18 protein-coding genes are annotated in these 23,994 nt (G+C 67.8%); 11 read left to right on the top strand and 7 right to left on the bottom strand.

Annotated features, from left to right (window positions below):
* Positions 1–62 precede the first annotated feature (62 nt).
* On the top strand, positions 63–2,171 hold the full coding sequence (locus CupriaWKF_RS14925; protein WP_276098620.1) for a molybdopterin oxidoreductase family protein: 2,109 nt from the start codon (positions 63–65) through the stop codon (positions 2,169–2,171).
* A 7-nt stretch (positions 2,172–2,178) separates the two neighbouring features.
* On the top strand, positions 2,179–3,318 hold the full coding sequence (locus CupriaWKF_RS14920) for an aminopeptidase (protein ID WP_276098619.1): 1,140 nt from the start codon (positions 2,179–2,181) through the stop codon (positions 3,316–3,318).
* 16 nt (positions 3,319–3,334) lie between these two features.
* Here CupriaWKF_RS14920 and CupriaWKF_RS14915 read toward each other — a convergent pair whose 3' ends face one another.
* From CupriaWKF_RS14915 to CupriaWKF_RS14905, 3 genes are all read right to left on the bottom strand, one after another.
* Positions 3,335–4,633: a branched-chain amino acid ABC transporter substrate-binding protein gene (locus tag CupriaWKF_RS14915; RefSeq protein ID WP_276098618.1), complete on the bottom strand. Its 1,299-nt coding sequence runs from the start codon at positions 4,631–4,633 to the stop codon at positions 3,335–3,337.
* Between the two features lie 67 nt (positions 4,634–4,700).
* Positions 4,701–8,000: a carboxyl transferase domain-containing protein gene (locus tag CupriaWKF_RS14910; RefSeq protein ID WP_276098617.1), complete on the bottom strand. Its 3,300-nt coding sequence runs from the start codon at positions 7,998–8,000 to the stop codon at positions 4,701–4,703.
* Positions 8,001–8,073: 73 nt separating this feature from the next.
* Entirely contained in the window at positions 8,074–9,855 is a 1,782-nt protein-coding gene (locus CupriaWKF_RS14905; protein WP_276098616.1) for an AMP-binding protein, read from the bottom strand.
* A 226-nt stretch (positions 9,856–10,081) separates the two neighbouring features.
* Between CupriaWKF_RS14905 and CupriaWKF_RS14900 the strand changes: the two genes are divergently transcribed.
* Together CupriaWKF_RS14900 and CupriaWKF_RS14895 are read left to right on the top strand one after the other, a co-directional pair.
* Entirely contained in the window at positions 10,082–10,717 is a 636-nt protein-coding gene (locus tag CupriaWKF_RS14900; protein ID WP_276098615.1) for a TetR/AcrR family transcriptional regulator, read from the top strand.
* 171 nt (positions 10,718–10,888) lie between these two features.
* Complete coding sequence (locus tag CupriaWKF_RS14895; RefSeq protein ID WP_276098614.1) at positions 10,889–12,571, top strand: long-chain fatty acid--CoA ligase; 1,683 nt, start codon at positions 10,889–10,891, stop codon at positions 12,569–12,571.
* Between the two features lie 81 nt (positions 12,572–12,652).
* On the opposite strand, the gene CupriaWKF_RS14890 is transcribed toward CupriaWKF_RS14895, so the two are convergent.
* From CupriaWKF_RS14890 to CupriaWKF_RS14875, 4 genes are all read right to left on the bottom strand, one after another.
* Positions 12,653–13,102 carry a hypothetical protein gene (locus CupriaWKF_RS14890; RefSeq protein ID WP_276098613.1) on the bottom strand — a complete coding sequence of 150 codons (450 nt, stop codon included), beginning with the start codon at positions 13,100–13,102 and terminating at the stop codon, positions 12,653–12,655.
* A complete protein-coding gene (locus CupriaWKF_RS14885) occupies positions 13,099–13,602 on the bottom strand; it encodes a MarR family transcriptional regulator (RefSeq protein WP_276098612.1) in 504 nt (167 codons plus the stop codon). Before CupriaWKF_RS14885 ends, CupriaWKF_RS14890 begins: the two co-directional genes overlap by 4 nt.
* 99 nt (positions 13,603–13,701) lie before the next feature.
* Complete coding sequence (locus CupriaWKF_RS14880) at positions 13,702–14,703, bottom strand: tripartite tricarboxylate transporter substrate binding protein (protein ID WP_276098611.1); 1,002 nt, start codon at positions 14,701–14,703, stop codon at positions 13,702–13,704.
* A gap of 160 nt (positions 14,704–14,863) precedes the next feature.
* On the bottom strand, positions 14,864–16,027 hold the full coding sequence (locus CupriaWKF_RS14875; protein ID WP_276098610.1) for a porin: 1,164 nt from the start codon (positions 16,025–16,027) through the stop codon (positions 14,864–14,866).
* Between the two features lie 372 nt (positions 16,028–16,399).
* Between CupriaWKF_RS14875 and coq7 the strand changes: the two genes are divergently transcribed.
* The 7 genes from coq7 (at position 16,400) to murF (ending at position 23,987) form a co-directional block, all read left to right on the top strand.
* Positions 16,400–17,023, top strand: a complete 624-nt coding sequence (gene coq7 / locus CupriaWKF_RS14870) for a 2-polyprenyl-3-methyl-6-methoxy-1,4-benzoquinone monooxygenase (protein WP_276098609.1) — start codon at positions 16,400–16,402, stop codon at positions 17,021–17,023.
* Between the two features lie 448 nt (positions 17,024–17,471).
* Entirely contained in the window at positions 17,472–17,900 is a 429-nt protein-coding gene (gene mraZ / locus CupriaWKF_RS14865) for a division/cell wall cluster transcriptional repressor MraZ (protein WP_276098608.1), read from the top strand.
* A 7-nt stretch (positions 17,901–17,907) separates the two neighbouring features.
* Positions 17,908–18,906 (top strand): 16S rRNA (cytosine(1402)-N(4))-methyltransferase RsmH, encoded by a 999-nt coding sequence (rsmH, locus tag CupriaWKF_RS14860; RefSeq protein WP_276098607.1) that lies wholly within the window; start codon positions 17,908–17,910, stop codon positions 18,904–18,906.
* Positions 18,903–19,232 carry a cell division protein FtsL gene (ftsL, locus tag CupriaWKF_RS14855; protein WP_276098606.1) on the top strand — a complete coding sequence of 110 codons (330 nt, stop codon included), beginning with the start codon at positions 18,903–18,905 and terminating at the stop codon, positions 19,230–19,232. Before rsmH ends, ftsL begins: the two co-directional genes overlap by 4 nt.
* Positions 19,229–21,031 carry a penicillin-binding protein 2 gene (locus tag CupriaWKF_RS14850; RefSeq protein WP_276098605.1) on the top strand — a complete coding sequence of 601 codons (1,803 nt, stop codon included), beginning with the start codon at positions 19,229–19,231 and terminating at the stop codon, positions 21,029–21,031. The genes ftsL and CupriaWKF_RS14850 overlap by 4 nt, the downstream gene beginning before the upstream one ends.
* Positions 21,028–22,590: a UDP-N-acetylmuramoyl-L-alanyl-D-glutamate--2,6-diaminopimelate ligase gene (locus tag CupriaWKF_RS14845; protein WP_276100820.1), complete on the top strand. Its 1,563-nt coding sequence runs from the start codon at positions 21,028–21,030 to the stop codon at positions 22,588–22,590. Before CupriaWKF_RS14850 ends, CupriaWKF_RS14845 begins: the two co-directional genes overlap by 4 nt.
* Positions 22,587–23,987, top strand: coding sequence for a UDP-N-acetylmuramoyl-tripeptide--D-alanyl-D-alanine ligase (gene murF, locus CupriaWKF_RS14840; RefSeq protein ID WP_276098604.1), 1,401 nt, complete (start codon positions 22,587–22,589; stop codon positions 23,985–23,987). The genes CupriaWKF_RS14845 and murF overlap by 4 nt, the downstream gene beginning before the upstream one ends.
* The last annotated feature ends 7 nt before the right edge of the window (positions 23,988–23,994 follow it).

Here is a 23,994-nt window from a genome sequence, read left to right as displayed (position 1 = left end):
TGGCCAATCGTCAATCGCCCCGACCCATATTCCAGCCGCCTTCCTGCCTGCCCGGAGATTCCATGGCTTCCCGTATTGTCCGCGCCGCCTGTCCGCATGACTGTCCCGACACCTGTGCCCTGCTTGTCACCGTCGAGGACGGCCGCGCGATCAAGGTCAATGGCGATCCGGACCATCCGGGCACCCAGGGCGTGCTGTGCACGAAGGTATCGCGCTACACCGAGCGCACTTACCATCCCGACCGGCTGCTGACGCCGATGCGCCGGGTCGGGCGCAAGGGCGAGGGCAAGTTCGAGCCGATCTCCTGGGACGAGGCGCTGGACGAAGTCGCCACGCGGCTCAAGGCCATTGCCGCGCGCGACCCGCAGGCGATCGCGCCGTACAGCTACGCCGGCACCATGGGACTGGTGCAGGGCGAGAGCATGGCCGCGCGCTTTTTCCACAAGCTCGGCGCCTCGCTGCTGGACCGCACCATCTGCGCGAGCGCCGGCGCCACGGCGCTGCGCTACACCTATGGCGCCAGCGTCGGCATGGACATGGAAAACGTCGTCGACGCGAAGCTCGTGATCATCTGGGGCGGCAACCCGATCGCGTCGAACCTGCATTTCTGGACGCGCGCGCAGGAAGCCAAGCGCCGCGGCGCGACGCTGGTGGCGATCGATCCGTATCGCTCGCTGACCGCCGAGAAGTGCCACCGCCACATCGCACCGATGCCGGGCACCGACGGCGCGCTGGCGCTGGCCATCATGCATGTGCTGATCCGTGACGACCTGCTCGACCACGACTACATCGCCCGGCACACGCTGGGCTTCGACGCGCTGCGCGAGCGCGCACAGGCGTACTCGCCGGCCCGTGCCGCGGAGATCTGCGGCATTGCGGTCGAAGACATCGAATGGCTGGCCGGCCTCTACGGCACGCTGGCGGTGCGTGAGCGCCAGCCGGTGGCCATCCGCCTGAACTATGGCATGCAGCGCGTGCACGGCGGCGGACAGGCGGTGCGCGCGGTGGCGTGCCTGCCGTCGCTGGTGGGTGCGTGGCGGCATCCGGCGGGTGGGCTGCAGCTGTCGGCGTCGGGATTTTTCCCGGTCAACGACAGGGCCCTGCAGCGGCCCGACTTGCTGCCCCCCGGCCGGTTGCCGCGCACCGTCAACATGAGCACGATCGGCGATGCGCTGCTGGATCCGGGCAGTCCGGGCAATCCGCGCCTTGAGGCGTTGGTCGTCTACAACAGCAACCCGGTGGCGGTGGCGCCGGAATCGGGCAAGGTGGCCGAAGGCTTTGCGCGCGAGGACCTGTTCACGGTCGTGCTCGAGCAGTTCCGCACCGATACGGCCGACTACGCCGACATCCTGCTGCCCGCGACCACGCAGCTCGAGCACGTGGATGTGCACAAGGCCTACGGGCACACGTACTTCCTCGCAAACAACGCCGCCATCGAGCCGATGGGCCAGGCCCTGCCCAACACCGAGATCTTCCGCCGCCTGGCGCAGCGCATGGGCTTCAGCGAGCCGTGTTTTAGCGACAGCGACGAGCAGATCGCGGCGCAGGCCATCGTTCCCGGCGACGCGCGTGCGCAGGGCATTACGTGGGAATCGCTCAAGGCGCGGGGCTGGCAGAAACTGTCGCTGCCGGCCGCGCCGTTCGCGCACGGCGGCTTTCCCACCGACTCGGGCAAGTGCGAGTTCTATTCCGAGGCCATGCGCAGCGCCGGGCTCGATCCGCTGCCCGACTACGTGGCGCCGTACGAAGCGCCGTCTTCGGCGCCCGAGCTGGCCGACAGGTACCCGCTGGCGATGATCTCGCCGCCCGCGCGCAATTTCCTGAACAGCAGCTTCGTCAATATCGACAGCCTGCGCGCGACCGAGGGCGAGCCGCACCTGGACATCCATCCAGACGATGCCGCCGCGCGCGGCATCGTCAACGGTGCCCGCGTGCGCGCGTTCAACGACCGCGGCAGCATGCTCGCGCGGGCGCGCGTGACCGACCGCGCACGGCGCGGGCTGGTGGTGGGGTTGTCGATCTGGTGGAAGAAGCTCGCGCCGGACGGCAAGAACGCCAATGAACTGACCAGCCAGCGGCTTACCGACCTGGGCCGTGCGCCTGTGTTCTATGACTGCCTGGTCGAGGTGGAGGCTTGGCACGAGGCGGAAGTGGTGGCCGTCGCGCCATGAGCCGGTGATGGACTGGAAGAAGGGCCGCCGACGCGCGGCGGGCATCCTGGTAGCGGCGGGGCTGGCGCTGGCGATGGCCGGCTGCGATACGGTCGGCTACTACTACCAGTCCATCGGTGGCCACCTGGGGGTGATGGCGCAGGCACAGTCGCTCGATGACGCGATTGCCAGCGCACAGGCGTCCAACGATGCGCGCCTGGCCCAGCGCCTGACACTGGCGCGCCACATCCGCGACTATGCTTCGCGCGAGCTGAAGCTGCCCGACAACGGCAGCTACCGCCGCTATGCCAACCTGCACCGGCCTTACGTGGTCTGGAGCGTGTTTGCCACGCCCGAACTGTCGATGGCGCTGCACCAGTGGTGCTTCCCGATCGTGGGCTGCATCAGCTATCGCGGCTACTACGCCCAGGGCGATGCCGAGCACTATGCCGCGGGCCTGCGCCGCGAAGGCCTGGAGACCTATGTGGCGGGCATTCCGGCCTATTCCACGCTGGGCTACTTCGATGACCCGCTGCTGAACACCTTCGTCTACCTGCCCGAAGGCGAACTGGCGCGCATGATCTTCCACGAGCTCGCGCACCAGGTGGTCTATGTACGCAATGACACGGCCTTCAACGAGTCGTTCGCGACTGCGGTGGAGATCGCCGGCGTGGAGCGCTGGCTCCGTGACGATGCGTCGGACGATGCGCGCGCGAGCTACCGGCAGTACGACAGCCGGCGAAGGCAGTTCCGGGCGCTGCTCCTGGACACGCGCGACCGGCTCGATGCCTTGTACCGCGCGGGCGCGGACGATGACACCAAGCGCCGCGGCAAGGCCGAGATCTTCGACAGCCTGCGCAGCCAGTATGCAAAGCTGCGCGTGGAGTGGGGCGGCTACAGCGGCTACGACCGCTGGTTCGACCAACCGTTGACCAACGCCCACCTGGCCGCCGTAGCCACGTACCAGCAATGGGTGCCGGCATTCACGGCGCTGCTCGACAGCGTTGGCGGCGACTGGACGCGCTTCTATGCCGAGGCGCGCCACATTGGCGATTTGCCTGCGGACGCGCGCCATGCCGCCTTGAGCAAGCTGGCGCCGCCCGCCGTGAACACCGGCACGCTGAACGCCGAGCAGCGGGCGCCCGGCACCGTCCGGTCCGACCACTGACCGGACACCGCCCCGGTCAGACGCCGGTAGGCCGCTTCATGTGACAGGCCGATGGCAGGTCGAGTGCCTGCGCCGGCGTCACGCTGTTCAGGCGAAAGCCGTACTGCGTGCCTTCGGCGCCGACCTTGACGGTCTTGCCGTCAACGGGCGCCACGGTCGACACCACCTGTGGCAGCAAGAGCTGGTGATCGCTCTTGCGCATCGTCACCTCGCCCAGCGCGGTCTTCATCTTCATGCCTTCGAGCGCCAGGGCGACCTTGGTCGGATCGTCGCTGCCGGCGCGCCGCATGGCCTCGGACACGAGCTGCACCGACACCAGCACGCGCGGCGTGAAGTACTCGCCGGCGGAGGTCTGCCTCACGCGCGCCGCGAGCGCGGACAGCGCCGGATCCTCGGTTTTGGGCAGCCATTCCGAGACCCAGGTGAGCTTGCCGGTCTTCGCCTGCGATACCGCCAGCACGGTGCCGGGCGCGCCGCCGCCGCTATGGTTCAGGTAGCGCGGGTCATAGCCGATATCGCCCGCAGCCTTGATCAGCAGGCTCAGGTCCTGGCCCCAGTTGCCGGTGACGATGGTGTCGGCGCCGCTTGCCTTGATCTTGCTGACATAAGGCGCGAAGTCCTTGACCTTGCCGAGCGGGTGCAGCGTGGCGCCGACGAACTGCGTGTCCGGGCGTGCGGTGGCGATCATCTGCTGGCCCAGCGCGGCCCAGACCCGGCCGTGCGCATAGTCCTGGTTCAACAGGTAGATCTTGTGGATGTCCTGCTGCTCGCGCGTGAAGTCGGCCAGCGCGCGCATCTTCATGGAGGTGTTGGCCTCGGTCGCGAAATGCCAGAAGCTGCAGCGCGCGCCGGTCAGGTCCGGGTCGATCGACGCGTAGTTGACGATCAGGATGCGGCGATCCGGGTTGCGCTCGTTGTGGCGCGTGGCGGCTTCCACCAGTGCGGTCACGACCGAAGAGCCGGAGCCGCCGGTGAATACCACCTTGACCCCGGCGTCGATCGCGCTTTGCAGTGCCGACAGGCTGTCCTGCGCGGACAGCTTGTTGTCGTAGCTCACCAGTTCGTACTGGCGGCCGAGCACGCCACCCTGCGCATTGGCGTCGTCGATCGCGAACTTCAGGTTGGCCTGGAAGATCTCGCCCACATTGGCGAGCGGCCCGGACAGCTGGTCGATGAACGCAACCTTGATCGGCGCGCCCTGCGCTGCCGCAAGCGCGGGCGCCAGGGCAGCCGCCAGGGCCGCGGTGGCCAGCAGGCGGGCCAGGGGACGCTTGCGGGCGCGGGGTGCTCCGCGCGTTGGCGTGGTGGTCTGCATCAGGTGTCTCCTCCTGTTGTCGATGAAGCATCCGGGCGGCGTGGCGGGTTTGAGGTGCCGCTACCCGCTACCAGGTGTCGATAAAGCGGCGGTCCTCGCCCGTGCGCCGGCCAAGGCTGGCCGGCGGCACCGAGGCCAGCCCGCGCAGCAGCCAGCGGCGCGTGTCGGCCGGGTCGATCACGGCGTCGATTTCCAGGTGGCTGGCCATGTTCAGTGCGCGGCCGCGCTGGTAGGCGGTATCGACCATGCGCGCGAACAGCGCCTCGCGCTCGTCGGGATCGGCCACGGCTTCGAGTTCCTTGCGGAACCCGAGCCGGATCGAGCCTTCCAGGCCCATGGCGCCGAATTCGCCGCTCGGCCAGGCTGCGGTGAAGAACGGCGCCGCGAAGCTGCCGCCGGCCATGGCCTGCGCGCCAAGCCCGTAGCCCTTGCGCAGCACGACCGTGAAGAACGGCACGCGCAGCGCGCCGGCCACCACGAACAGGCGCGAGACGTGGCGCACGGTGGCGCTCTTCTCTGCCTGCGGGCCGACCATGAAGCCCGGCGTGTCGCATAGCGACAGGATCGGCAAGCCATGCGCGTCGCACAGCTGCATGAAGCGCGCGGCCTTGTCCGCGGCGGCGCTGTCGATGGCGCCGCCGAGGTGGCGCGGATTGTTGGCGATGCAGCCGAACGCGCGGCCCTCGATGCGGATCAGCGCGGTTAGGATGCCGGTGCCGAAGGCGGCGCGCAGTTCGAGCGCCGAGCCAGTGTCCGCGAGCGCATGGATCACCGCGCGCATGTCGTAGCTGCGCAGGCGGTTCTCGGGAATCGCGTGGCGCAGGTGGCGCGGGTCTTCGGCCTGCCAGCCGGGGGCATCACCCTGGAAATAGGAGAGGTATCGGCGCGCGGCATCGACGGCGGCGGCTTCGTCGTCCACCAGCACATCGATCACGCCATTGGGCGCCTGCACGCCGACGGGCCCGACTTCCTCGGGGGCATACACGCCCAGGCCGCCACCCTCGATCATGGCCGGACCGCCCATGCCGATGGTGGCGCTGCGCGTGGCGATGATCACATCGGCGCAGCCCAGCAGCGCCGCATTGCCGGCGAAGCAGCGCCCATGCACGATGCCCACCAGCGGCACCTGCCCGGACAGCCGCGCGAACTGGATGAACGAGGTGCAGTCGAGTCCGGCCACCACCGGCATGTCGGTGTCGCCGGGGCGGCCGCCGCCGCCCTCGGCGAACAGCACCACGGGCAGCTTCCACTGCTGCGCCAGCGCCAGCATGCGGTCCAGCTTCTTGTGGCCGTAGTAGCCCTGGGTGCCGGCCAGCACGGTGTAGTCGTAGGCGAGCACCATGCAGCGCGCATCGGCGCCGGGGATCTGCGCCGCGTTCACGGTGCCGATGCCCGTTACGATGCCGTCGGCCGGCGTCGAGCGGATCAGATCGTCTTCGGTGCGGCGCTGACGCTGCGCGGCGATCGCCAGTGCGCCGTATTCGATGAAGGAGTCCGCGTCGCACAATCGCGCAATGTTCTCGCGCGCGGTGCGGCCGCCCTGTGCATGGCGTTTTGCCACGGCTGTCTCGCGGGCGGCGTCCTGGCCGAGCGCGTGGCGCTGGAGCGCATCGCGCAGATCGGCGCGGATATGATCGGGGTCGCTGGCGGTGCGGACCTGCTCGGTGTGGCCGGCGTCGCCGCTGGTTTCAATCAGCACGAGCGCGGCACCTGCCCGCACGGTCGCGCCGGCCTGCGCACGCACGGCCAGCACCGTGCCCGCGGCAGGCGCCTCGATCGGGTGCTCCATCTTCATGGCCTCGATGATCGCGAGCGCCTGGCCGCGGCGTACGGAGTCGCCGGGCCGCACATGGAGAGCGGCCAGTGCGCCGTCCATTGGCGCCAGCACGGCTACGGCATCGGCGGGCAGGTCGTCCTCGGCCTCGGTGTCCTGTTCCACGGCTGCGGCGCCGGTTGCATGCAGCGCGGGGTGGTCACCGCCGACTGCGGCGAGCGCGGGCAGGGCCTGGTCGAGGTACTGCGTATGCACGGCATTGCGCTGCACGGCGTCTTGCTGCAGCAGGTCCTGCAGCAGGCGGCGGTTGGTGTCGATGCCCTCGATCCGGAACTCGCACAAGGCACGGTACGCAAGCGCGAGCGCGCGGGGGTAATTGCCGCCGGACTCGTGCACGATCAGCTTGGCCAGCAGCGAATCGAAACGCGGATTGGCCGCCATGCCCGCGAAACCCGCGCTGTCGACTCGCACGCCCGGCCCGCTCGGGGCCTCGAACGCGGTGAGCGTGCCGGCAGCGGGACGCAATTGTCCTTGCCCGTCGAGATGCTCGGCATTGATGCGAAGCTGCACGGCCACGCCGCGTGGTGCCGGTACGCGTTCCAGACCCAGTTGCGCAAGGTCCGCGCCTCTGGCGATGGCAAGCTGGGCTTGCACCAGGTCCACGCCGGTGACCATCTCCGTCACGGTGTGTTCGACCTGCAGGCGCGGATTGGCCTCCATGAACCAGAACGCCGGCGCCTGGCCGTCGCGCTCCTGCACCAGGAATTCGAACGTGCCGATGCCGCGGTAGGCGGCCGCGCGCGCAAGCGTGCTGGCGGCCTCTGCCAGGCGTGCACGGGTTGCATCGTCGAGCGCGGGGCTGGGCGCCACTTCCACGAGCTTCTGGTGCCGGCGCTGCAGGCTGCATTCGCGCTCGCCGAGCGTGACCACTTGCCCGCCGGCGTCCGCGACCACCTGGGTTTCGATATGGCGCGGCGCGGTCACGATCTGCTCGACATAAACCGCGCCGTTGCCGAATGCCGCCGTCGCCTCCGACGCGCAGCGCGACCACGCTTCGTCGATCTGCGCCGCGTCGTGGACGGCGCGCATGCCGCGCCCGCCGCCGCCGGCCAGCGCCTTGATCATCATGCCGGTGCCGCGCGGCAGGCCGGCAAAGAACGCATGGGCCGCGGCCAGCGTGGTCGGGCCGGTCGTGCCCGGCACCACGGGCACGCCATGCTCGCGGGCCAGCGCACGGGCACGCGCCTTGTCGCCGAACAGGCGCAGCACATCCGGGGCGGGACCGACGAAGGTCAGGCCGGCGTCAAGGCACGCCTGCGCGAAGTCGGCGTTCTCGGACAAGAAGCCATAGCCGGGATGGACGAGCTGGCAACCCGCACGGCGCGCGGCGGCGACGACCTGCCCGATATCGAGGTAAGCGCGCGGGCCGCTGCCGGGCAGTGCCACGGCTTCATCGGCCTTGCGCACGTGCAGCGCGTCGCGGTCGTCGTCGCCATGGATGGCCACGCTCGGCATGCCCAGGGCCGCGGCCGCGCGGGCGATGCGGATGGCGATTTCGCCGCGGTTGGCGATCAGGAGCTTGGGCGGATTCATGTCGGTAGAAAAGGGGGGCGGGCAGACGCCCGCTGCGGCATCGCGGTGCCGCAGCGGGAAGAGCAATGCGGTGTCAGCGCAGCGCTTCGGCCAGCGGTATCAGGTCTTGCTTGCGCACCTTGCCGGTCGCGGTCAGCGGCAGCGTATCGACAATGCGAAGCTGGGGTACCTTGTAGACCGCCATGCTGCCGCGGCACCACGCGGTCAGCGCAGCTTCGTCGACCGTGCCGGCGGCCTCGGGCTTGAGCATCACGAAGGCCACCGGCACCTGGCCGCGATCCTCGTCGGGGCGGCCGACCACGGCCGAGCCCAGGATGGCCGGATGCTGGCCGAGCATGGTTTCGATCTCGGCCGGGAACACGCTCATGCCGTTGACCTTGAGCATCTCCTTGCGCCGGCCCAGGTAGTGCAGGTAGCCGTCGGTGTCGATCACGCCGATGTCGCCGGTATGGAACCAGCCGTCGCGCAGCGATTCGCGCGTGGCGTCGGGCTTGTTCCAGTAGCCCTTGAGCAGCGTGGGCGTACGCACGCACAGTTCGCCCTCGGTGCCCAGCGGCAGCAGTTCGCCGGTGGCGAAATCGCACACCTTGAACTCGGTGCCGGGCACCGGCAGGCCGACGAACACGGGCTGCGCGCGCAGGTCCATGTCGTGGTCCTGCATGCCGTACGTGAAGGTGTTGCAGGTCTGCGTCTCGGTCATGCCCCACGCGGTTTCCGCGATGGTGGAACCCGTCAGCGCCTGCCAGCGGCCGCGATAGTCGAGGTTCAGCTTCTTGACGAAGGACGACACGCCGACATGGCGCAGCGAGCGCAGGTCATAGTCGCCGACGCGCGGGTGGTCCATCACTTCGACCGCGCTGTCGACGAGCATCGAGGCATTGGTGACGCGGTAGTGCTGCACGGCGGCCATGAAGGTCTGGGCGTCCCAGCGCGCCAGCAGGACCAGCGGCACGCCGAAGAAGACGGGGAAGATCAGGCACAGGTTCTCGCCGGCGATCCAGAACTCGGGGAAGAAGCCGAGCATGACGGCGTCGTCGGCCATGAGCAGCGCCACGGCGCCGAACGCGGCGGCCATGTCGATCATGTCGCCCTGCGTGTGGATGCAGCCCTTGGGCAGGCCCGTGGTGCCGCCCGTGTAGTTGAGCGCGGCTGGAGCGTTGATGTCGGGGATCGCCCGCGGCGCTGGAGCGGTGCAGGCGGACATCGCCGCGAGCAGGTCGATCGCGCGGTCCGCGGGCTCAGGGTCGAGCCGCGGAGCCTGCGCCATGGGCGGCAGGGGCAGCGTGGGCTTGTCCGGCACCACATCGGCGTAGCTGGCCACGAAGAGTGTGCGCAGGGGATCGGCCGCGCCGAGTTCGGCGCGTGCGTCGGCCACCAACGGCAGCAGCTGGTCCAGCGACACCAATGCGCACGGCGTGCTGTCGCGCAGCGCGTGCAGCAACTCGGCGCGCTGGGACAGCGGGCTTACGGGCACGTAGATCGCGCCCAGCTTCAGGATGCCGAAGAACACTACATGGAACTGCGGGCAGTTGGGCAGAAGCACCGCGACGCGGTCGCCCGCGCCGATGCCTTGCGCGGCGAGCAGCGCGGCGCAGCGGTCGCTCTGCGCGTCCAGCTCGGCATAGGTGGTGACGTGGCCGTAGAAATGGACGGCGGGTTGCCGCGGGCGCTCGCGGGCCCAGTGGCGCAGCATCTCCGACAGCGGCACCCGCCCCAGCGGATACTGCGGCTCGCGCGGCGCGCCGGCCGGCCACGCGGCTTGCCAGCGTCGGCGCAGGTCATCGAGATACTCGGCTTCGTGCCGTGGCGCGCCGGTTGCGGCGGCGGCCGGGGTCGGCTTTGCAGTCGGGTCCATCAGCGGGTGTCTCCTCGCAGGATGTGTCGGCAGCGGCGCGACAGGCGCGCCGCTAGAATGTACCTCTTGGTATATTTATGTACCGATGGGTATGATGCTAGGCCGGATGCGCTCCGGCGTCAATCGGACGAATCCCGTGACGGGCCGTTACGCCCTTGCCGGCCGCGCACGCCATCCCACGGTTGGACGGGATCGCGCGGCCGTGGCGCCATGCGAGAATTGAGCTATGTCGATTGCACCGAAACCCGAAGCGGTGGCCGAGGAAACGCCGGCCCGTCCGCATATCGCCGAGCGCCAGGAAGCCCGCCGCCGCCAGATCCTCGACGCGGCGGCGCAGCTCTTCTACACGAAGGGCTATCCCGGCATGACCATGAACGACCTGTGCCGCGCGCTGGGCGTGACCAAGCCTGCGGTCTACTACTACTTCACCGACAAGTACGAGATCTTCGACATCCTGTGCCGCGAGTCGGCGCAGACCTGCCTGCCCGTGATCCGCGAGACGGCAGATCCGTCGCTGCCGGTGCGGGAACGGCTGCATGCCTGCCTGCTTGAAATGGCGCGTCGCTGCGTTTCGTGCCATGTCGCCGCCACACTCAGCTTTCGCGACAACCAGTACCTCAAGCCGGAGACCGTAGCCTGGCTCGACAGCATGGCGCGCGACTTCTACCGGGACCTCTACGCTCTGCTCGAAGAAGGCAAGCGCGAGGGTGTGTTCGCGTTCGGCGATGCGCGCGTCACGGCCCATGCGATCGGCAGCGTGGTCGGTTTCATGTACACCTGGCACCAGCCGGGCCGCATGGAGCCCGAAGCGCTCGCGCAGGAACTCGCCGCCAACATGATGAAGCTGGTGCTGCCGGACTGAGCACGGCGGTCTTGGGGTTATCCCGTGGCCGCGACAGCAGCCGTGGCGCATAATCCTCCTGGAGACCGGTCTTCCCCCTGAGGACTTCGTCTAACGTGTTGTTTTCACGCGGGTTGCCGTTTAGCATTCCCAAAAAATCGAACGACCATTCAGAAATCAGGAGACGGTGTCATGGACAGGATTTGGCTGAAACACTACCCGGCTGGCGTACCTGCCGAGATCGATGCCAGCCAGTTTCGCTCGCTTGCGCAACTGCTCGAGCATTCCTTCCGCACCTACGCTGACCGCCGCGCCTTTGTCTGCATGGACAAGGCCATCACCTATGGCGAGCTGGACCGGATGTCCGCGCGCTTCGCCGCGTGGCTGCAGTCGCGCGGCCTGCGTCCCGGCGCGCGCGTGGCGATCATGATGCCGAACGTGCTGCAGTATCCGGTGGTGCTGGCCGCGGTGCTGCGCGCGGGCTTTGTCGTGGTCAACGTCAACCCGCTCTATACCCCGCGCGAACTCGAGCACCAGCTCAAGGACAGCGGTGCCGAGGCCATTGTCATCCTCGAGAACTTTGCCACCACGCTGCAGCATGTGCTTGCGCGCACGCCGGTCAAGCACGTGGTGGTCGCGAGCATGGGCGACCTGCTGGGCGGCCTCAAGGGCGCCATCGTCAATTTCGTGGTGCGCAACGTCAAGAAGATGGTGCCGGAGTGGGAGCTGCCCAATTGCGTGCGCTTCAACGCCGTGCTGGCCGAAGGACGCAGGCTTACGCTGCAGCCGGCCACGACCGGCCCGGACGACGTCGCGTTCCTGCAATACACGGGCGGCACCACCGGCGTCTCCAAGGGCGCGGAGCTGCTGCATCGCAACGTCGTGGCCAACGTGCTGCAGTCCGAAGCCTGGATGCAGCCCGCGTTGAACAAGGGTGCGCCGATCGAGCAGGTGGTCACGATCACCGCGCTGCCGCTGTACCACATCTTCGCGCTGACGGTCTGCTGCCTGCTGGGCATGCGCAAGGGCGGCATGAGCGTGCTGATCCCGAACCCGCGCGACATCCCGGGGTTCATCAAGGAACTGCAGAAGTACAAGTTCCATATGTTCCCGGCGGTCAACACGCTGTACAACGCGCTGATCAACAACCCCGAAATCGGCAAGGTCGATTTCTCGGGCCTGCGCGTGGCCAATGGCGGTGGCATGGCGGTGCAGGAAGCCGTAGCCAAGCAGTGGCTGGCCAAGACCGGGTGCCCGATCATCGAAGGCTACGGACTGTCCGAGACCTCGCCGTCGGCCACCTGCAACCCGACCGACAGCACGGCATTCTCCGGCACCATCGGCCTGCCGCTGCCATCGACCGATATCGCCATCCGCGACGACGACGGCCGCGACGTGCCGCTCGGCCAGCCCGGCGAAATCTGCATCCGCGGCCCGCAGGTGATGGCCGGCTACTGGAACCGGCCGGACGAGACCGCCAAGGTCATGACGGCCGACGGCTTCTTCAAGACCGGCGATATCGGCGTGATGGACGAGCGCGGCTACACCAAGATCGTCGATCGCAAGAAGGACATGATCCTGGTGTCGGGCTTCAACGTCTATCCGAACGAGATCGAAGGCGTGGCGGCTGAATGCCCCGGCGTGCTGGAAGTCGCCGCCGTGGGCGTTCCCGACACGCATTCCGGCGAAGTGGTGAAGCTCTACGTGGTGAAGAAGGACCCGGCGCTCACCGAGACCGACGTGATCGAGTTCTGCAAGGAGCGGCTGACCGGCTACAAGCGGCCCAAGTACGTCGAGTTCCGCACCGAGCTGCCCAAGACCAACGTGGGCAAGATCCTGCGGCGCGAACTGCGCGATTCCCGCCAGGCGGCCTGATCCCTTACCCGGACCTGCGGCACAGACGGAACGGCCTCCCTCACGTCATTCGGGGAGGCCGTTCTGCTTTGCACGCGCCGTTCAGCACTCGTTCGATGGCGCCAGGCGGGCATCGCCGCCACCATCAGGGTAGATCACCCGCACGCAGGCCCCCGGCTCCAGCCCGGGCGCGGCCGGGGCATTGACCGACGCAATGGTGCCGTCGATGGTGCGTACCTTGTACTGGAACAGGTCGATCTGCTGCGGCGGCGGCCGGTTGAACAGGCGCGAGAGGTCAAACGAGAAGCCGACGCCCACGCCACCTCCGCCCCCACCGCCGCCTCCCACGGCGCCGACGCCAACGCCGCCATAGCTGCCGTAGCCGGCGCTGCCGTCGGCTACATCGATACGGGTCAGGAAGGTCTTCTCGGTGACGCGGCCGAGCTTGATGGTGGCATTGAGCGGCGTGACCTGCGGCGCTGGCGGCGCCGTATTGCAGCCGGCCAGCGCCGCCAGCAGGGCGGCCAGAATCAGTGTGCGTGTGGTCTTCATGGCGAAGTCAGCCCGGCCTTGAGCCGGCCAAGCAGCCGGAACAGGGCGCGGCGGTCGCTATCGGCCAGGCCCGCGAACAGTTGCTCGATCCAGTCTTCGTGCGCGCGCGCCATGCGGGAAAAGGCCTCGCGGCCGGCCGGCGTGAGCCGGATCAGGTAGGCGCGCCGGTCGGTAGGCAGGGCCTCGCGCGAGACCAGTCCTTCCTCCTGCAGCTGGTCGGTGATGCCGGTGACGTTGCCGCCGGTCACCATCATGCGGCGTGACAGCTCGCCCATCTTGAGGCCTTCCGGATGGCGGTCGAGCTGGGCCATCAGGTCGAAGCGGGGCAGGGTACAGGCGAAGTCCTGGCGCAGCCGGCTGCGGATGTCGGCTTCCACCAGGTTGGTGCAGGTCAGCAGGCGCAGCCAAAGGCGCAGCGCCTCGTGGACGGTGTCGCCGGCACGGGTTTCCAGGTCGACCGGGGCGGCATCGGCACTGCCGGCGGCGGAGGGATTGGGCATCTCTATGGCAGGTTGTGCAGTCGGACAGCTGGTTCTGCCGGACTGTCCAGACATTTGATGCCTCAAGTATATGCCGGTTGGACCGTTGGGACCGCCGTCTCAGTCCACCTTTGCACCGGAGGCCTTGACCACCTGGGCCCACTTGGCCGTTTCGGCCTTGATCAGCGCGGCGAACTGCTCGGGCGTGTTGCCGACCGGTTCCGCCCCTTGTGCCAGCAGGCGCTCGCGCACGGCCGGCGCGCCCAGTGCCTTGGCCACCTCATGCTGCAGGCGGCTGACGATCTCCGGCGGCGTGCCGGCAGGCGCCAGCAGGCCAAACCATGAGCTCGCTTCGTAGGTCGGCAGGTTCGCGGCGGCTGCGATGGTCGGCACGTCGGGCAGTGCCGGCGACGGCTTCGCGCTGGTCACGGCCAGCGCCTTGAGCTTGCCGGCCTTGATCAGCGCCATGGAGGACGGCAGGTTGTCGAACATGACCTGCATGGTGCCGCCGGCCAGGTCCGTCAGCGCCGGCCCGCTGCCCTTGTACGGGAAGTGGACCATGTAGGTGCGCGTCTGCGTCTTGAACAGCTCGCCCGCCAGGTGAATCGACGTGCCGTTGCCGCTCGATGCCATGTTGAGCTTGCCGGGATTGGCGCGCGCGTAGGCAATCAGGTCGCGCACATTGCTGATCTTGTTCTGCTGGGCGAAGGCCGGGTTGACGACCAGCACGTTGGGCACCGCGGCCACTTCGGTGATCGGCGCGAAATCCTTGATCGGATCGAACGGCAGCTTGCCGTACAGAGACTGGTTGATGCCGTGCGTGCCGACCGTGCCCATCAGCAGTGTGTAGCCGTCGGGTGCCGATTTCGCGACGATGTCGGCGCCGATATTGCCGCCGGCGCCGGGCTTGTTGTCCACCACCATATTCCAGCCCGGCAGCTTCGCCAGCTCGGCCGCCACGGCCCGCGCCAGGATGTCGGTCGTGCCACCGGCCGCGAACGGCACCACGAGCCGGATCGGCTTGTTCGGATAGGAATCGGCCGCGAGGACAGCCTGGCTGAAAAGCGCGGCGAGACCACCGGACAACAGCAGTGCGACGACGTGCCGGCGATTGGTTGGCATGTGGGTCTCCTGAGGGCTCCGGGCGGCCCGGTTGGATGGGTCAGTGCATTGTAGTTGGCACCTCCGTCGACGCCGATGAGGTGATGCCCTATGACCGCGCATGCGCCGTGCCAATGAAAAAAGCACCCGAAGGTGCCTTTCCTGTTCAAGCGGAATGCGCTCAGAACTTGTGGCGGATACCGATGGCGGCGCCGAACATCGAGCTCTGGCCATTGGCCAGCGCATAGCTGTTGCCAAGGGAAAGGCTGGTGGCGAACGTGGTTGCCAGCGATTCCATCGTGAGGCCGGCGTTCTTGGCGTAGGCCGTGCTCAGGTAGACATCGGTACGCTTGGAGAACGAGTAGCTCGCAATGAAGGCGATTTGCCACGGGTTGGCAACATGCGTGTCGCCGAACAGGCTCTTCATGTTGTCGTAGTTGTACTCGAGCGTCAGGCCGATGGCCGGGGTGACCTGGTAGTTGGCACCGATCCAGTAGAAGTCGTCACGCTGGATCAGCACGTCTACGTTGTTCTTTTGCTGGCCCCAACGGTAGCCGCCCATGATCTTGGCCGGGCCATACGTATAGCTCGCCGCGACCGAAGCCTTCTTGACGGTGCCGTTGCCGGTACCGATGGTCGGATTCCACTGGTCGTAGCCAACGGTCGCGCCGAACGGGCCTGCAGCGTAGGCCACGGCCGCACCGTAGCCCGTGTCGCGCCGGAACGCGCCCGGGACTTCGCCGTTGCCGCCGATCGGCGTTGCCACGCCAACCGTAGCCGGCAAGGCTACGCCAGTCCCGAACGACCAGTGGGCGCCCGCGGTGATCGGACCAAACTTGCCGGTGTACTTGACGGTATTGTCCTCGCGGTAGTTCGGGCCTTGCTGCAGTACGACAGGTTCGTACTGGGTGGCGTAGGCGGTCGGCGAGAAGTTGGCCAGGGCGTCGAACATCGACACGTACTGGCGGCCGAAGGTGAATTGCCCAAAGCTATCGCTTTGCAGACCCACGAAGGACTGGCGACCGAACAGGCGGCCACTTTGCTGGAGGCCGCCGCTGTCACTGCTGAAGCCGCTTTCGAGCACGAATACGGCCTTCAGGCCGCCGCCAAGATCTTCCGTGCCGCGCAGGCCCCAGCGTGATCCGGACAGGCCGCCGGCGTCCATGCGGGCAACGGAATGGGCCGGGCCGCGATTGAAGCCGTTGGTTGCAACCGGTACGGCGCCAACGTTGTTGACATATTCGATGTTGGCGTCCACCACGCCGTAAAGCGTCACGCTCGATTGTGCTTGTGCCGCACCAGCAAACGCGCCCAATGCAGCGAGCGCGATAAGCGATTTTTTCATGCTCAACGATCTCCACTAATGATTGTTATGTGGTCCGCGGGGAAACCTCCTGGGTCTCCAATCCCCACTGCCAAACTTCGTAAGAAGCTGCGAAGCACTGTAACAAACAACCCTTAATTCACTATCCGGTGCCAACCCCTTTGTCTGCTTTTAACAACTCAGGGTTTTTGTGTACTCGTGAGTAAATAGCTAGGCCTGGCATGGGATGGCGGGGATTAGAGGCTTGCTACAATGCGGGTAATCCCGATGCTTTCGCCGATCCGCGGCGGTGGCATGTTGTCCCTGCTTTGGCAGGGTATTGCGGGGCCAGGTCCGGATTTCCGGTATTTGCCTGATCGCCTTTTCCTTTTTCTGGTCTTTTCGCTTTCCCGCATGGACACTTTCATTCGCGAATTCGACATGGCATTGCGTGCCATCGCCGGCGCTACGCGCTCGGGCCGTTCCAACCCGGCTGACCGGCTGGCGCCGGACGATGGGCAGCTCAGTGCGGACGAGCGCCGCCACGTAGCCGGCCTGATGCGCATCAACCATGTCGGCGAGGTCTGCGCACAGGCGCTCTACCAGGCGCAGAAACTCACCGCGCGCAATGGCGAGGTCCGCGCCCAGATGGACGCCGCCGCGCGAGAGGAAGAAGACCACCTGGCCTGGTGCGCCGAGCGCCTGCGCGAGCTCGATTCGCGGCCCAGCCTCCTGAATCCGCTGTGGTATGCCGGCGCCTTTGCCATTGGCTTCCTGGCGGGTCGTGCCGGCGACCGCGTCAGCCTGGGCTTTGTCGCCGAGACCGAGCATCAGGTCGAGCAGCACCTGAGCGGCCACCTCGATCGGCTGCCCGCCGCGGACGGGCGTTCGCGCGTCATCCTCGAACAGATGCGCGACGACGAGATCCGTCACGGCGATGCCGCCCGGGCTGCCGGTGGCGTGCCGCTGCCTGCCCCGGTGCGTGCGCTGATGCGCGGCGCCTCGCGCGTGATGACGACTGCCGCGTACCGGATCTGAGTATCTGAGTATCTGAGTATCTGAGTATCTGACCATCGGGAACGGGCTTGGAACCAGGGCCGTTCCGGCAGTCATGCCGGCCAAATGTTGTATCCTTCCCCACGGTTGCGGGCCGGTCTTTCCCGCACTGTCGGCAGTCCCTCCCCCGGTAGTTCTCAGGTGGTTTCTCTGCTTTCCTCCCTAAGATCTTCATTTCATTAAGGATTCACGTTGACCGTGGGCTTAGGTGTGCGCGCTAAGTCTTTGTTCTGATTCGAAAATCCTGGTTTGTTGCCCTGCAGCGAGCCTTGACCCGCGAAATTGCTTCCTCTAAAGTGGGAAATAGTGTGAGGAAGTGTATTTTTGTGTGAAATTGAGTCCTGCCCGTGGGATCATCCGCAGGGTCGGGAACTGAGCGATTCACGCATGTGCCGGCAAGCCAGAAGCCGGCCGGGACCGGGGGGCAAGCTTGTTTCAGGGAGCTTCGGCGCTCTCCCTGGATGCCAAGGGGCGGATGTCGATTCCGTCGCGGCACCGGGAAGCGCTGCAACAGCAGGCCGAGGGCCGGGTGACGCTGACCAAGCACCCGGACGGCTGCCTGCTGCTGTTTCCCAGGCCTGAGTGGGAAAATTTCCGGGAACGGATTGCGGCGCTGCCGATGGATGCGCACTGGTGGAAACGCATATTCCTGGGCAACGCCGCCGACGTGGAGATGGACGGCGCAGGCCGCGTGCTGATTGCACCGGAGCTGCGCAGTGCCGCCATGCTCGACAAGGAAGTCATGCTGCTCGGCATGGGCAGCCATTTCGAAGTCTGGGATGCCGCGACATACGCCGCCAAGGAACAGCAGGCGATGGCGCAGGGCATGCCGGAAGCATTGAAGAATTTCTCTTTCTGACGAAGTCATGAGTCCTACCGGATCGCCGGCAACCACCGCCCTGCGCCATCGCACCGTGCTGCTGGACGAGGCCGTCGAGGCCCTGGTCTGGCGGCCGGATGGCGCCTACGTGGATGGCACCTTCGGCAGGGGAGGGCACAGCCGGGCGGTACTGGCCCGGCTGGGGCCAGACGGGGCTCTGGTCGCGTTCGACAAGGACCCAGCAGCAATCGCAGAAGCGGGCACCATCCAGGATGCCCGCTTCTCCATTGAGCACGCGAGCTTTGCAGACATGGGCGAGCGCCTGGCCGGGCGCGGCCATGTGGCTGGCGTGCTGCTCGACCTGGGGATCAGCTCGCCCCAGATCGATGAGGCGGCGAGGGGGTTTTCCTTTCGTTTCGAGGGCCCGCTGGACATGCGCATGGACACCACGCGCGGCATCACTGCCGCCGAGTGGCTCGCGCAGGCGGAAGAGCAGGACATTGCCAGGGTGATACGAGACTATGGGGAAGAACGGTTTGCTGTACAGATTGCAAAGGCGATTGTTGCTCGCCGGCGCGAACCCGGCGATGGGGGACCTCTCGCCACTACTGCCGACCTTGCCGCGCTCGTGGCGAAAGCCGTCAAAACACGCGAGAAGGGTCAGGACCCTGCGACCCGCACCTTTCAGGCTCTACGGATTCACATCAATCAAGAGCTTGAGGACCTCGAAAGAGGGCTGAAGGCCGCCTATGACCTGCTGCAGGTAGGCGGTCGCCTCGTGGTGATCAGCTTCCATTCGCTGGAGGACCGCATCGTCAAGCGGTTCATGGCGGCGCACGCCCGTCCCCAGCAGGATGCCGATCCGGCGCTGCGCCGCGCGCCGCTGCGCGCGGCCGACCTGCCGCAGCCCACGTTGCGCCTGCTGGGCCGCGTCAAGCCCGGCGCCCAGGAGATTGCCGACAACCCGCGCGCGCGCTCGGCCGTGATGCGCGTGGCGGAGAAGCTGGCGCCGGCCGCGCCGGGCCGGGGAGGCATGCCGGCATGAACCGACTGACCTTCTTCCTGCTCGCCGCGCTGATCTTCTGCGCGCTTTCGCTCGTCAGCGCGCAGCACCAGGCGCGCACGCTGTTCGTCGCGCTGGAGCGCGCGCAGTCCGAGGAAAAGCAGCTCGACGTCGACTGGTCGCGGCTTCAGTACCAGCAAAGCGCGCTGGGCAAGAGCGCGCGCATCGCCGAGGCCGCGCGCACCCAGTTGCGCATGGCGCCGGTCATGGCGGGCAGGACCCAGTACCTTTCGGGTATCGCGCTGCCGCAGGCCGCGCCGGCCCCCGCGGCTGGCGCCTCCGCTCCCGCCGGGGAGGAACGCCCATGACCATGGCCCGCAGCGGCGCCGCCTCGCGCAACCGCCCGAACAACTCGCGTCCGCGTACAGGGCAGTTCTCGGCCAGCCCGGTGCTGGGCCTGCGCCTGCCGATGTGGCGCTCCAAGTTCGTCGTGTTCCTGATGTTCGCGGCGTTCGTGGCGCTGGCCGTGCGCGCGCTGTGGATCCAGGGTCCCGGCAACCAGTTCTATGAGGCCGAGGGCAAGAAGCGCTTCCAGCGTACGCTGGAGCTGCCGGCCACGCGCGGCAAGATCCTGGACCGCAACGGCCTGGTGCTGGCCACCAGCCTGCCGGTCAAGGCGATCTGGGCCGTGCCCGAAGACGTGCCCAACCAGGTCGAGGCCGCCAAGATCCGCCAGCTCGCGAAGCTGCTCGACATGTCCGAGAAGGACCTGGGCCGCAAGCTGTCGGAAGACAAGAGCTTCGTGTACCTGAAGCGCCAGGTCCAGCCGGACGTGGCGGAGAAGATCGCCGCGCTCAAGATCGAGGGCGTGCACCAGACCCGCGAATACAAGCGCTTCTACCCGGAAGGCGAGGCGATGGCGCACATCGTCGGCTTCACCAACGTCGAGGACCGCGGCCAGGAAGGCGTGGAGCTTGCGCGCGAAGCCGGCCTGGCCGGGCGTGCCGGCGCACGCCAGGTGATCAAGGACCGCCTGGGCCGCGTGGTCGAGGACGTCGGCATCATCAAGACGCCGCGCGACGGCGAGGACATGCAGCTGTCGATCGACGCCAAGATCCAGTACCTGGCCTACAACGAGCTGAAGGCGGTGGTCGAGCGCAGCAAGGCCAAGGCGGCCAGCGCGGTGGTGCTCGACGCCCAGACCGGCGAGGTGCTGGCGCTGGCCAACTGGCCGACCTACAACCCGAACGACCGCACCCGGCTGTCGGGCGAGCAGCTGCGCAACCGCGTGCTGACCGACACCTTCGAGCCTGGCTCGATGATGAAGCCGATCACCATCGGCCTGGCCTTGCAGCTCAAGCGCGTGACGCCGTCGACGGTGGTCGTCACCACCGGCAAGTACAACTTCGAAGGCGCCACCATCACCGACACCCATAACTACGGCGCGCTGACCGTGGGCGGCGTGATCCAGAAGTCGAGCAATATCGGCACGACCAAGATCGCGATGATGATGAAGCCCCAGGAAATGTGGGACATGTTCACCAGCGTCGGCCTCGGGCAGGCGCCCAAGATCGGATTCCCGGGCGCCGTGGCGGGCCGCGTGCGCCCGTTCAAGAGCTGGCGCCCGATCGAGCAGGCCACCATGTCCTACGGCTACGGCCTGTCGGTGTCGCTGTTCCAGATGGCGCATGCCTACACGATCTTCGCCCATGACGGCGAAATCATTCCCGTATCAATGTTCCGCACCAGCGGGCCTGTCACCGGCGAGCGCATCCTGACACCGCAGGTCGCCCGCGACGTGCGCGCCATGCTCGAAACCGTGACCGCACCGGGCGGCACCGCGCCGGAGGCTCAGGTGATGGGCTACCGCGTCGGCGGCAAGACCGGTACCGCATACAAGCATGAAGGCCGCGGCTATAACCGCAGCAAGTACCGCGCCTCGTTCATCGGCCTGGCGCCGATGTCGAACCCGCGCGTCATCGTGGCCGTCAGCGTGGACGAGCCGAGCGCCGGCAGCCACTATGGCGGCGCCGTGGCCGGTCCGGTCTTCGCCGCGATCACGGGCGGCACGCTGCGCGCCCTGAACGTCCAGCCCGACTCGCCGATCCGCCAGCTGGTGGTCAGCGACAAGGTACAGGAAAGCGAACCGTGGAGCTCGACGCAATGACGGCCAAGCCGCTGCTCCCGCTCGAAGTCACCGCACAGGCCAGCGATGCGCTGGCCTGGCTGCGTACCACGGTGTCGGCCAACGCGCAGTTGACCGGCGATACGCGCCGGCTGGTGCGTGGCGACGTCTTTGTCGCCTACGTGCTCGGAAACGAACGCCTGGCCACGGACGGCCGCCCGCATATTGCCCAGGCCATTGCCGCCGGCGCTGGCGCCATCCTTTATGAGGCCGATGGCTACGACTGGACCTTCGGCGATACCGTGCCGCACCTGGCGCTGGAGAACCTGTACCAGCTGGCCGGCCCGATCGCCGCCGGCTGGCATGGCAATCCCGCACGCGGGCTGGCGGTGACCGGTATTACCGGCACCAATGGCAAGACCTCGTGCAGCCAGTGGCTGGCGCGGCTGCTGCAGGCCGCCGGCACGCCGTGCGCCACCATTGGTACGCTCGGCACCGGCTTCCCGGATGCGCTGCACCCGACCGGATTCACCACGCCCGACGCCGTGCAGCTGCAGGCCAGCCTGGCCAGCCTGCACGACGCCGGCGCGCGTGCCGTGGCGATGGAAGTGTCCTCGCACGGGCTCGAGCAGGAACGCGTGGCCGGCACGCATTTCTCGGTTGCAGTGCTGACCAACCTGACGCAGGACCACCTCGACTACCACGGCACCATGGCCGAGTACGAGGCCGCCAAGGCGCGCCTGTTCCGCTGGGACGGCCTGCGCACCGCCGTGATCAACCGCGACGACGCCATGGGCCGGCGCCTGCTGGCGTCCAATGGCGCGGCCATCCAGGCGCCGCACGTGATCGAGTACGGCATCGACGGCCCGGCGGGCGCGTCGGTCAGCGGCGCGCGCGGGCAGTGGCTGCGCGCGACCGGCGTCCGCGCGACGGCGACCGGCACCGCCTTCCATATCGATGGCAGCTTCGGTAGTACCGACGTGGCCACGCCGATGATCGGCGCGTTCAACGTCAGCAACCTGCTCGCGGTGCTGGGAGCGGCGCTGGCCAACGGCGTGGCCTGGGATGCCGCGCTGGCCGCACTGCGCACACTCGCGCCCGTGGACGGCCGCATGGAACTGTTCGGCGCCCATGCCGGGCAGGATGGCCCGCTGGCCGTGGTCGACTACGCGCACACGCCTGATGCGCTTGAAAAGACGCTCGAAGCACTGCGCCCGGTTGCCCAGGCGCGCAACGGGCGCCTGTGGTGCGTGTTTGGCTGTGGGGGCGATCGCGATCCGATCAAGCGTCCGCTGATGGGCGCCTTGGCCGAGCGACTGGCCGACGAGATCGTGCTGACCAGCGATAATCCACGCAGCGAGGACCCGCAGGACATCCTCGACGCTATCGCCGACGGCATGGCCGATCGCGCGCGCGGGCGCCAGATCGAGGATCGCGCGGCCGCCATTCTTTATGCAATCAAGCACGCGGCCGGAGCCGACGTGGTGCTGGTGGCCGGCAAGGGCCATGAGGCCACGCAGGAGAGCCATGGCCGCAAGCGGCCATTCTCGGACCGCGAGCATGTACGCCTGGCCCTCGCCGCGCGGGGGGTATCGGCATGAGCCATTCACTGATGACCAGTTTGCAGGAAGCCGCCGGCTGGATCGCCGGCGCGCGTGTTTTGGGCGATGGCACCCGGAGCTTTGCCCGCGTGCATACCGACAGCCGCACGGTCGAGCCGGGCGACCTGTTCGTCGCGCTCAAGGGCGAGCGTTTCGACGCGCATGATTTCATTGCCGACGTGGTGGCGCGCGGCGCCGTTGCCGTGCTGGTGAGCCGCGAGGTCGACGCCGGCGTGCCGGCGATCGTCGCGCCCGACACGCGCATCGCGCTGGGCGAACTCGGCGCCGGCTGGCGCCGGCAGTTCACGCTGCCGGCGGTGGCGGTGACGGGCAGCAACGGCAAGACCACGGTCAAGGAAATGATCGCGGCGATCTTCGCCGCGGCCGTGGGCGAGGACCAGCGCCTGGCGACCGGCGGCAACCTGAACAACGACATCGGCCTGCCGCTGACGGTGCTGCGCCTGCGCGCGTCGCACCAGCTGGCCGTGCTCGAACTCGGCATGAACCATCCGGGCGAGACGGTCTACCTGGCCGGCATTGCCCAGCCGACGGTGGCGGTGATCACTAACGCCCAGCGCGAACATCAGGAATTCATGGTCAGCGTGGAAGCTGTCGCCCACGAGCACGCCGCGGCCATTGCCGCGCTGCCAGCCGATGGCGTGGCCGTGTTTCCGCTCGACGAGGAAAGCGGCGGCCAGCACGCCGCCGTGTGGCGCGAGGCTGCCGGCGCGCGCCGCGTGCTGAGCTTCGGCACCGCGCCCGAGGCCGACGTGCACGCCACCGTCGCACTGGTCGACGGCGTGCAGGTAATGCAGGTGCGCGCGCCGGGCCATGCCTTCGAGGTCTGCCTCGGGCTGCTCGGCACGCACAACGTGCGCAATGCGCTTGCGGCCACCGCGTGCGCGCTGGCCGCCGGCGTGCACGTGCCGGCGATCCAGGAAGGCCTGGCGACGTTCAAGGCGGTCAAGGGCCGCCTGCAGGTCAAGTACACGCCGGGCGGCACCGTGGTGATCGACGACACCTACAACGCCAACCCCGACTCGATGCGCGCCGCGATCGACGTGCTGGCCGGGTTTGCCGCGCCGCGCCTGCTGGTGCTCGGCGACATGGGCGAAGTCGGCGACCAGGGGCCGGCCTTCCACACGGAGATCGGCGCCTATGCGCAGGCGCGCGGCATCGAGGCGCTGTGGGCGACCGGGGAACTGGCGCCGCACGCCGTGCAGGCGTTCGGCGCGCAGGGCAAGCATTTCGGCCGGGCGGAGGATCTCGCCCGGGCGCTGGAGGAAGACGAAGGGGGCATGGTGGCCAGGGCTGGCGCCGTGCTGGTGAAGGGATCGCGCTTCATGCGCATGGAACGGATCGTGGATGCGCTGGTCGCAGACACTTCCGCTCACTAAGTAAGAA

The organism is Cupriavidus sp. WKF15, assembly GCF_029278605.1.
In the GTDB taxonomy this organism is placed as follows: Bacteria; Pseudomonadota; Gammaproteobacteria; order Burkholderiales; family Burkholderiaceae; genus Cupriavidus.
This window is presented reverse-complemented; position numbering and strand designations above follow the sequence as displayed.

Excerpts from the sequence above, each read along its gene's own strand:
- CupriaWKF_RS14925 (WP_276098620.1), top strand. The coding sequence starts at position 63 with ATGGCTTCCCGTATTGTCCGCGCCGCCTGTCCGCATGACTGTCCCGAC.
- CupriaWKF_RS14920 (WP_276098619.1), top strand. The coding sequence starts at position 2,179 with ATGGACTGGAAGAAGGGCCGCCGACGCGCGGCGGGCATCCTGGTAGCG.
- CupriaWKF_RS14915 (WP_276098618.1), bottom strand. The coding sequence starts at position 4,633 with ATGCAGACCACCACGCCAACGCGCGGAGCACCCCGCGCCCGCAAGCGT.
- CupriaWKF_RS14910 (WP_276098617.1), bottom strand. The coding sequence starts at position 8,000 with ATGAATCCGCCCAAGCTCCTGATCGCCAACCGCGGCGAAATCGCCATC.
- CupriaWKF_RS14905 (WP_276098616.1), bottom strand. The coding sequence starts at position 9,855 with ATGGACCCGACTGCAAAGCCGACCCCGGCCGCCGCCGCAACCGGCGCG.
- CupriaWKF_RS14900 (WP_276098615.1), top strand. The coding sequence starts at position 10,082 with ATGTCGATTGCACCGAAACCCGAAGCGGTGGCCGAGGAAACGCCGGCC.
- CupriaWKF_RS14895 (WP_276098614.1), top strand. The coding sequence starts at position 10,889 with ATGGACAGGATTTGGCTGAAACACTACCCGGCTGGCGTACCTGCCGAG.
- CupriaWKF_RS14890 (WP_276098613.1), bottom strand. The coding sequence starts at position 13,102 with ATGAAGACCACACGCACACTGATTCTGGCCGCCCTGCTGGCGGCGCTG.
- CupriaWKF_RS14885 (WP_276098612.1), bottom strand. The coding sequence starts at position 13,602 with ATGCCCAATCCCTCCGCCGCCGGCAGTGCCGATGCCGCCCCGGTCGAC.
- CupriaWKF_RS14880 (WP_276098611.1), bottom strand. The coding sequence starts at position 14,703 with ATGCCAACCAATCGCCGGCACGTCGTCGCACTGCTGTTGTCCGGTGGT.
- CupriaWKF_RS14875 (WP_276098610.1), bottom strand. The coding sequence starts at position 16,027 with ATGAAAAAATCGCTTATCGCGCTCGCTGCATTGGGCGCGTTTGCTGGT.
- coq7 (WP_276098609.1), top strand. The coding sequence starts at position 16,400 with ATGGACACTTTCATTCGCGAATTCGACATGGCATTGCGTGCCATCGCC.
- rsmH (WP_276098607.1), top strand. The coding sequence starts at position 17,908 with ATGAGTCCTACCGGATCGCCGGCAACCACCGCCCTGCGCCATCGCACC.
- ftsL (WP_276098606.1), top strand. The coding sequence starts at position 18,903 with ATGAACCGACTGACCTTCTTCCTGCTCGCCGCGCTGATCTTCTGCGCG.
- CupriaWKF_RS14850 (WP_276098605.1), top strand. The coding sequence starts at position 19,229 with ATGACCATGGCCCGCAGCGGCGCCGCCTCGCGCAACCGCCCGAACAAC.
- CupriaWKF_RS14845 (WP_276100820.1), top strand. The coding sequence starts at position 21,028 with ATGACGGCCAAGCCGCTGCTCCCGCTCGAAGTCACCGCACAGGCCAGC.
- murF (WP_276098604.1), top strand. The coding sequence starts at position 22,587 with ATGAGCCATTCACTGATGACCAGTTTGCAGGAAGCCGCCGGCTGGATC.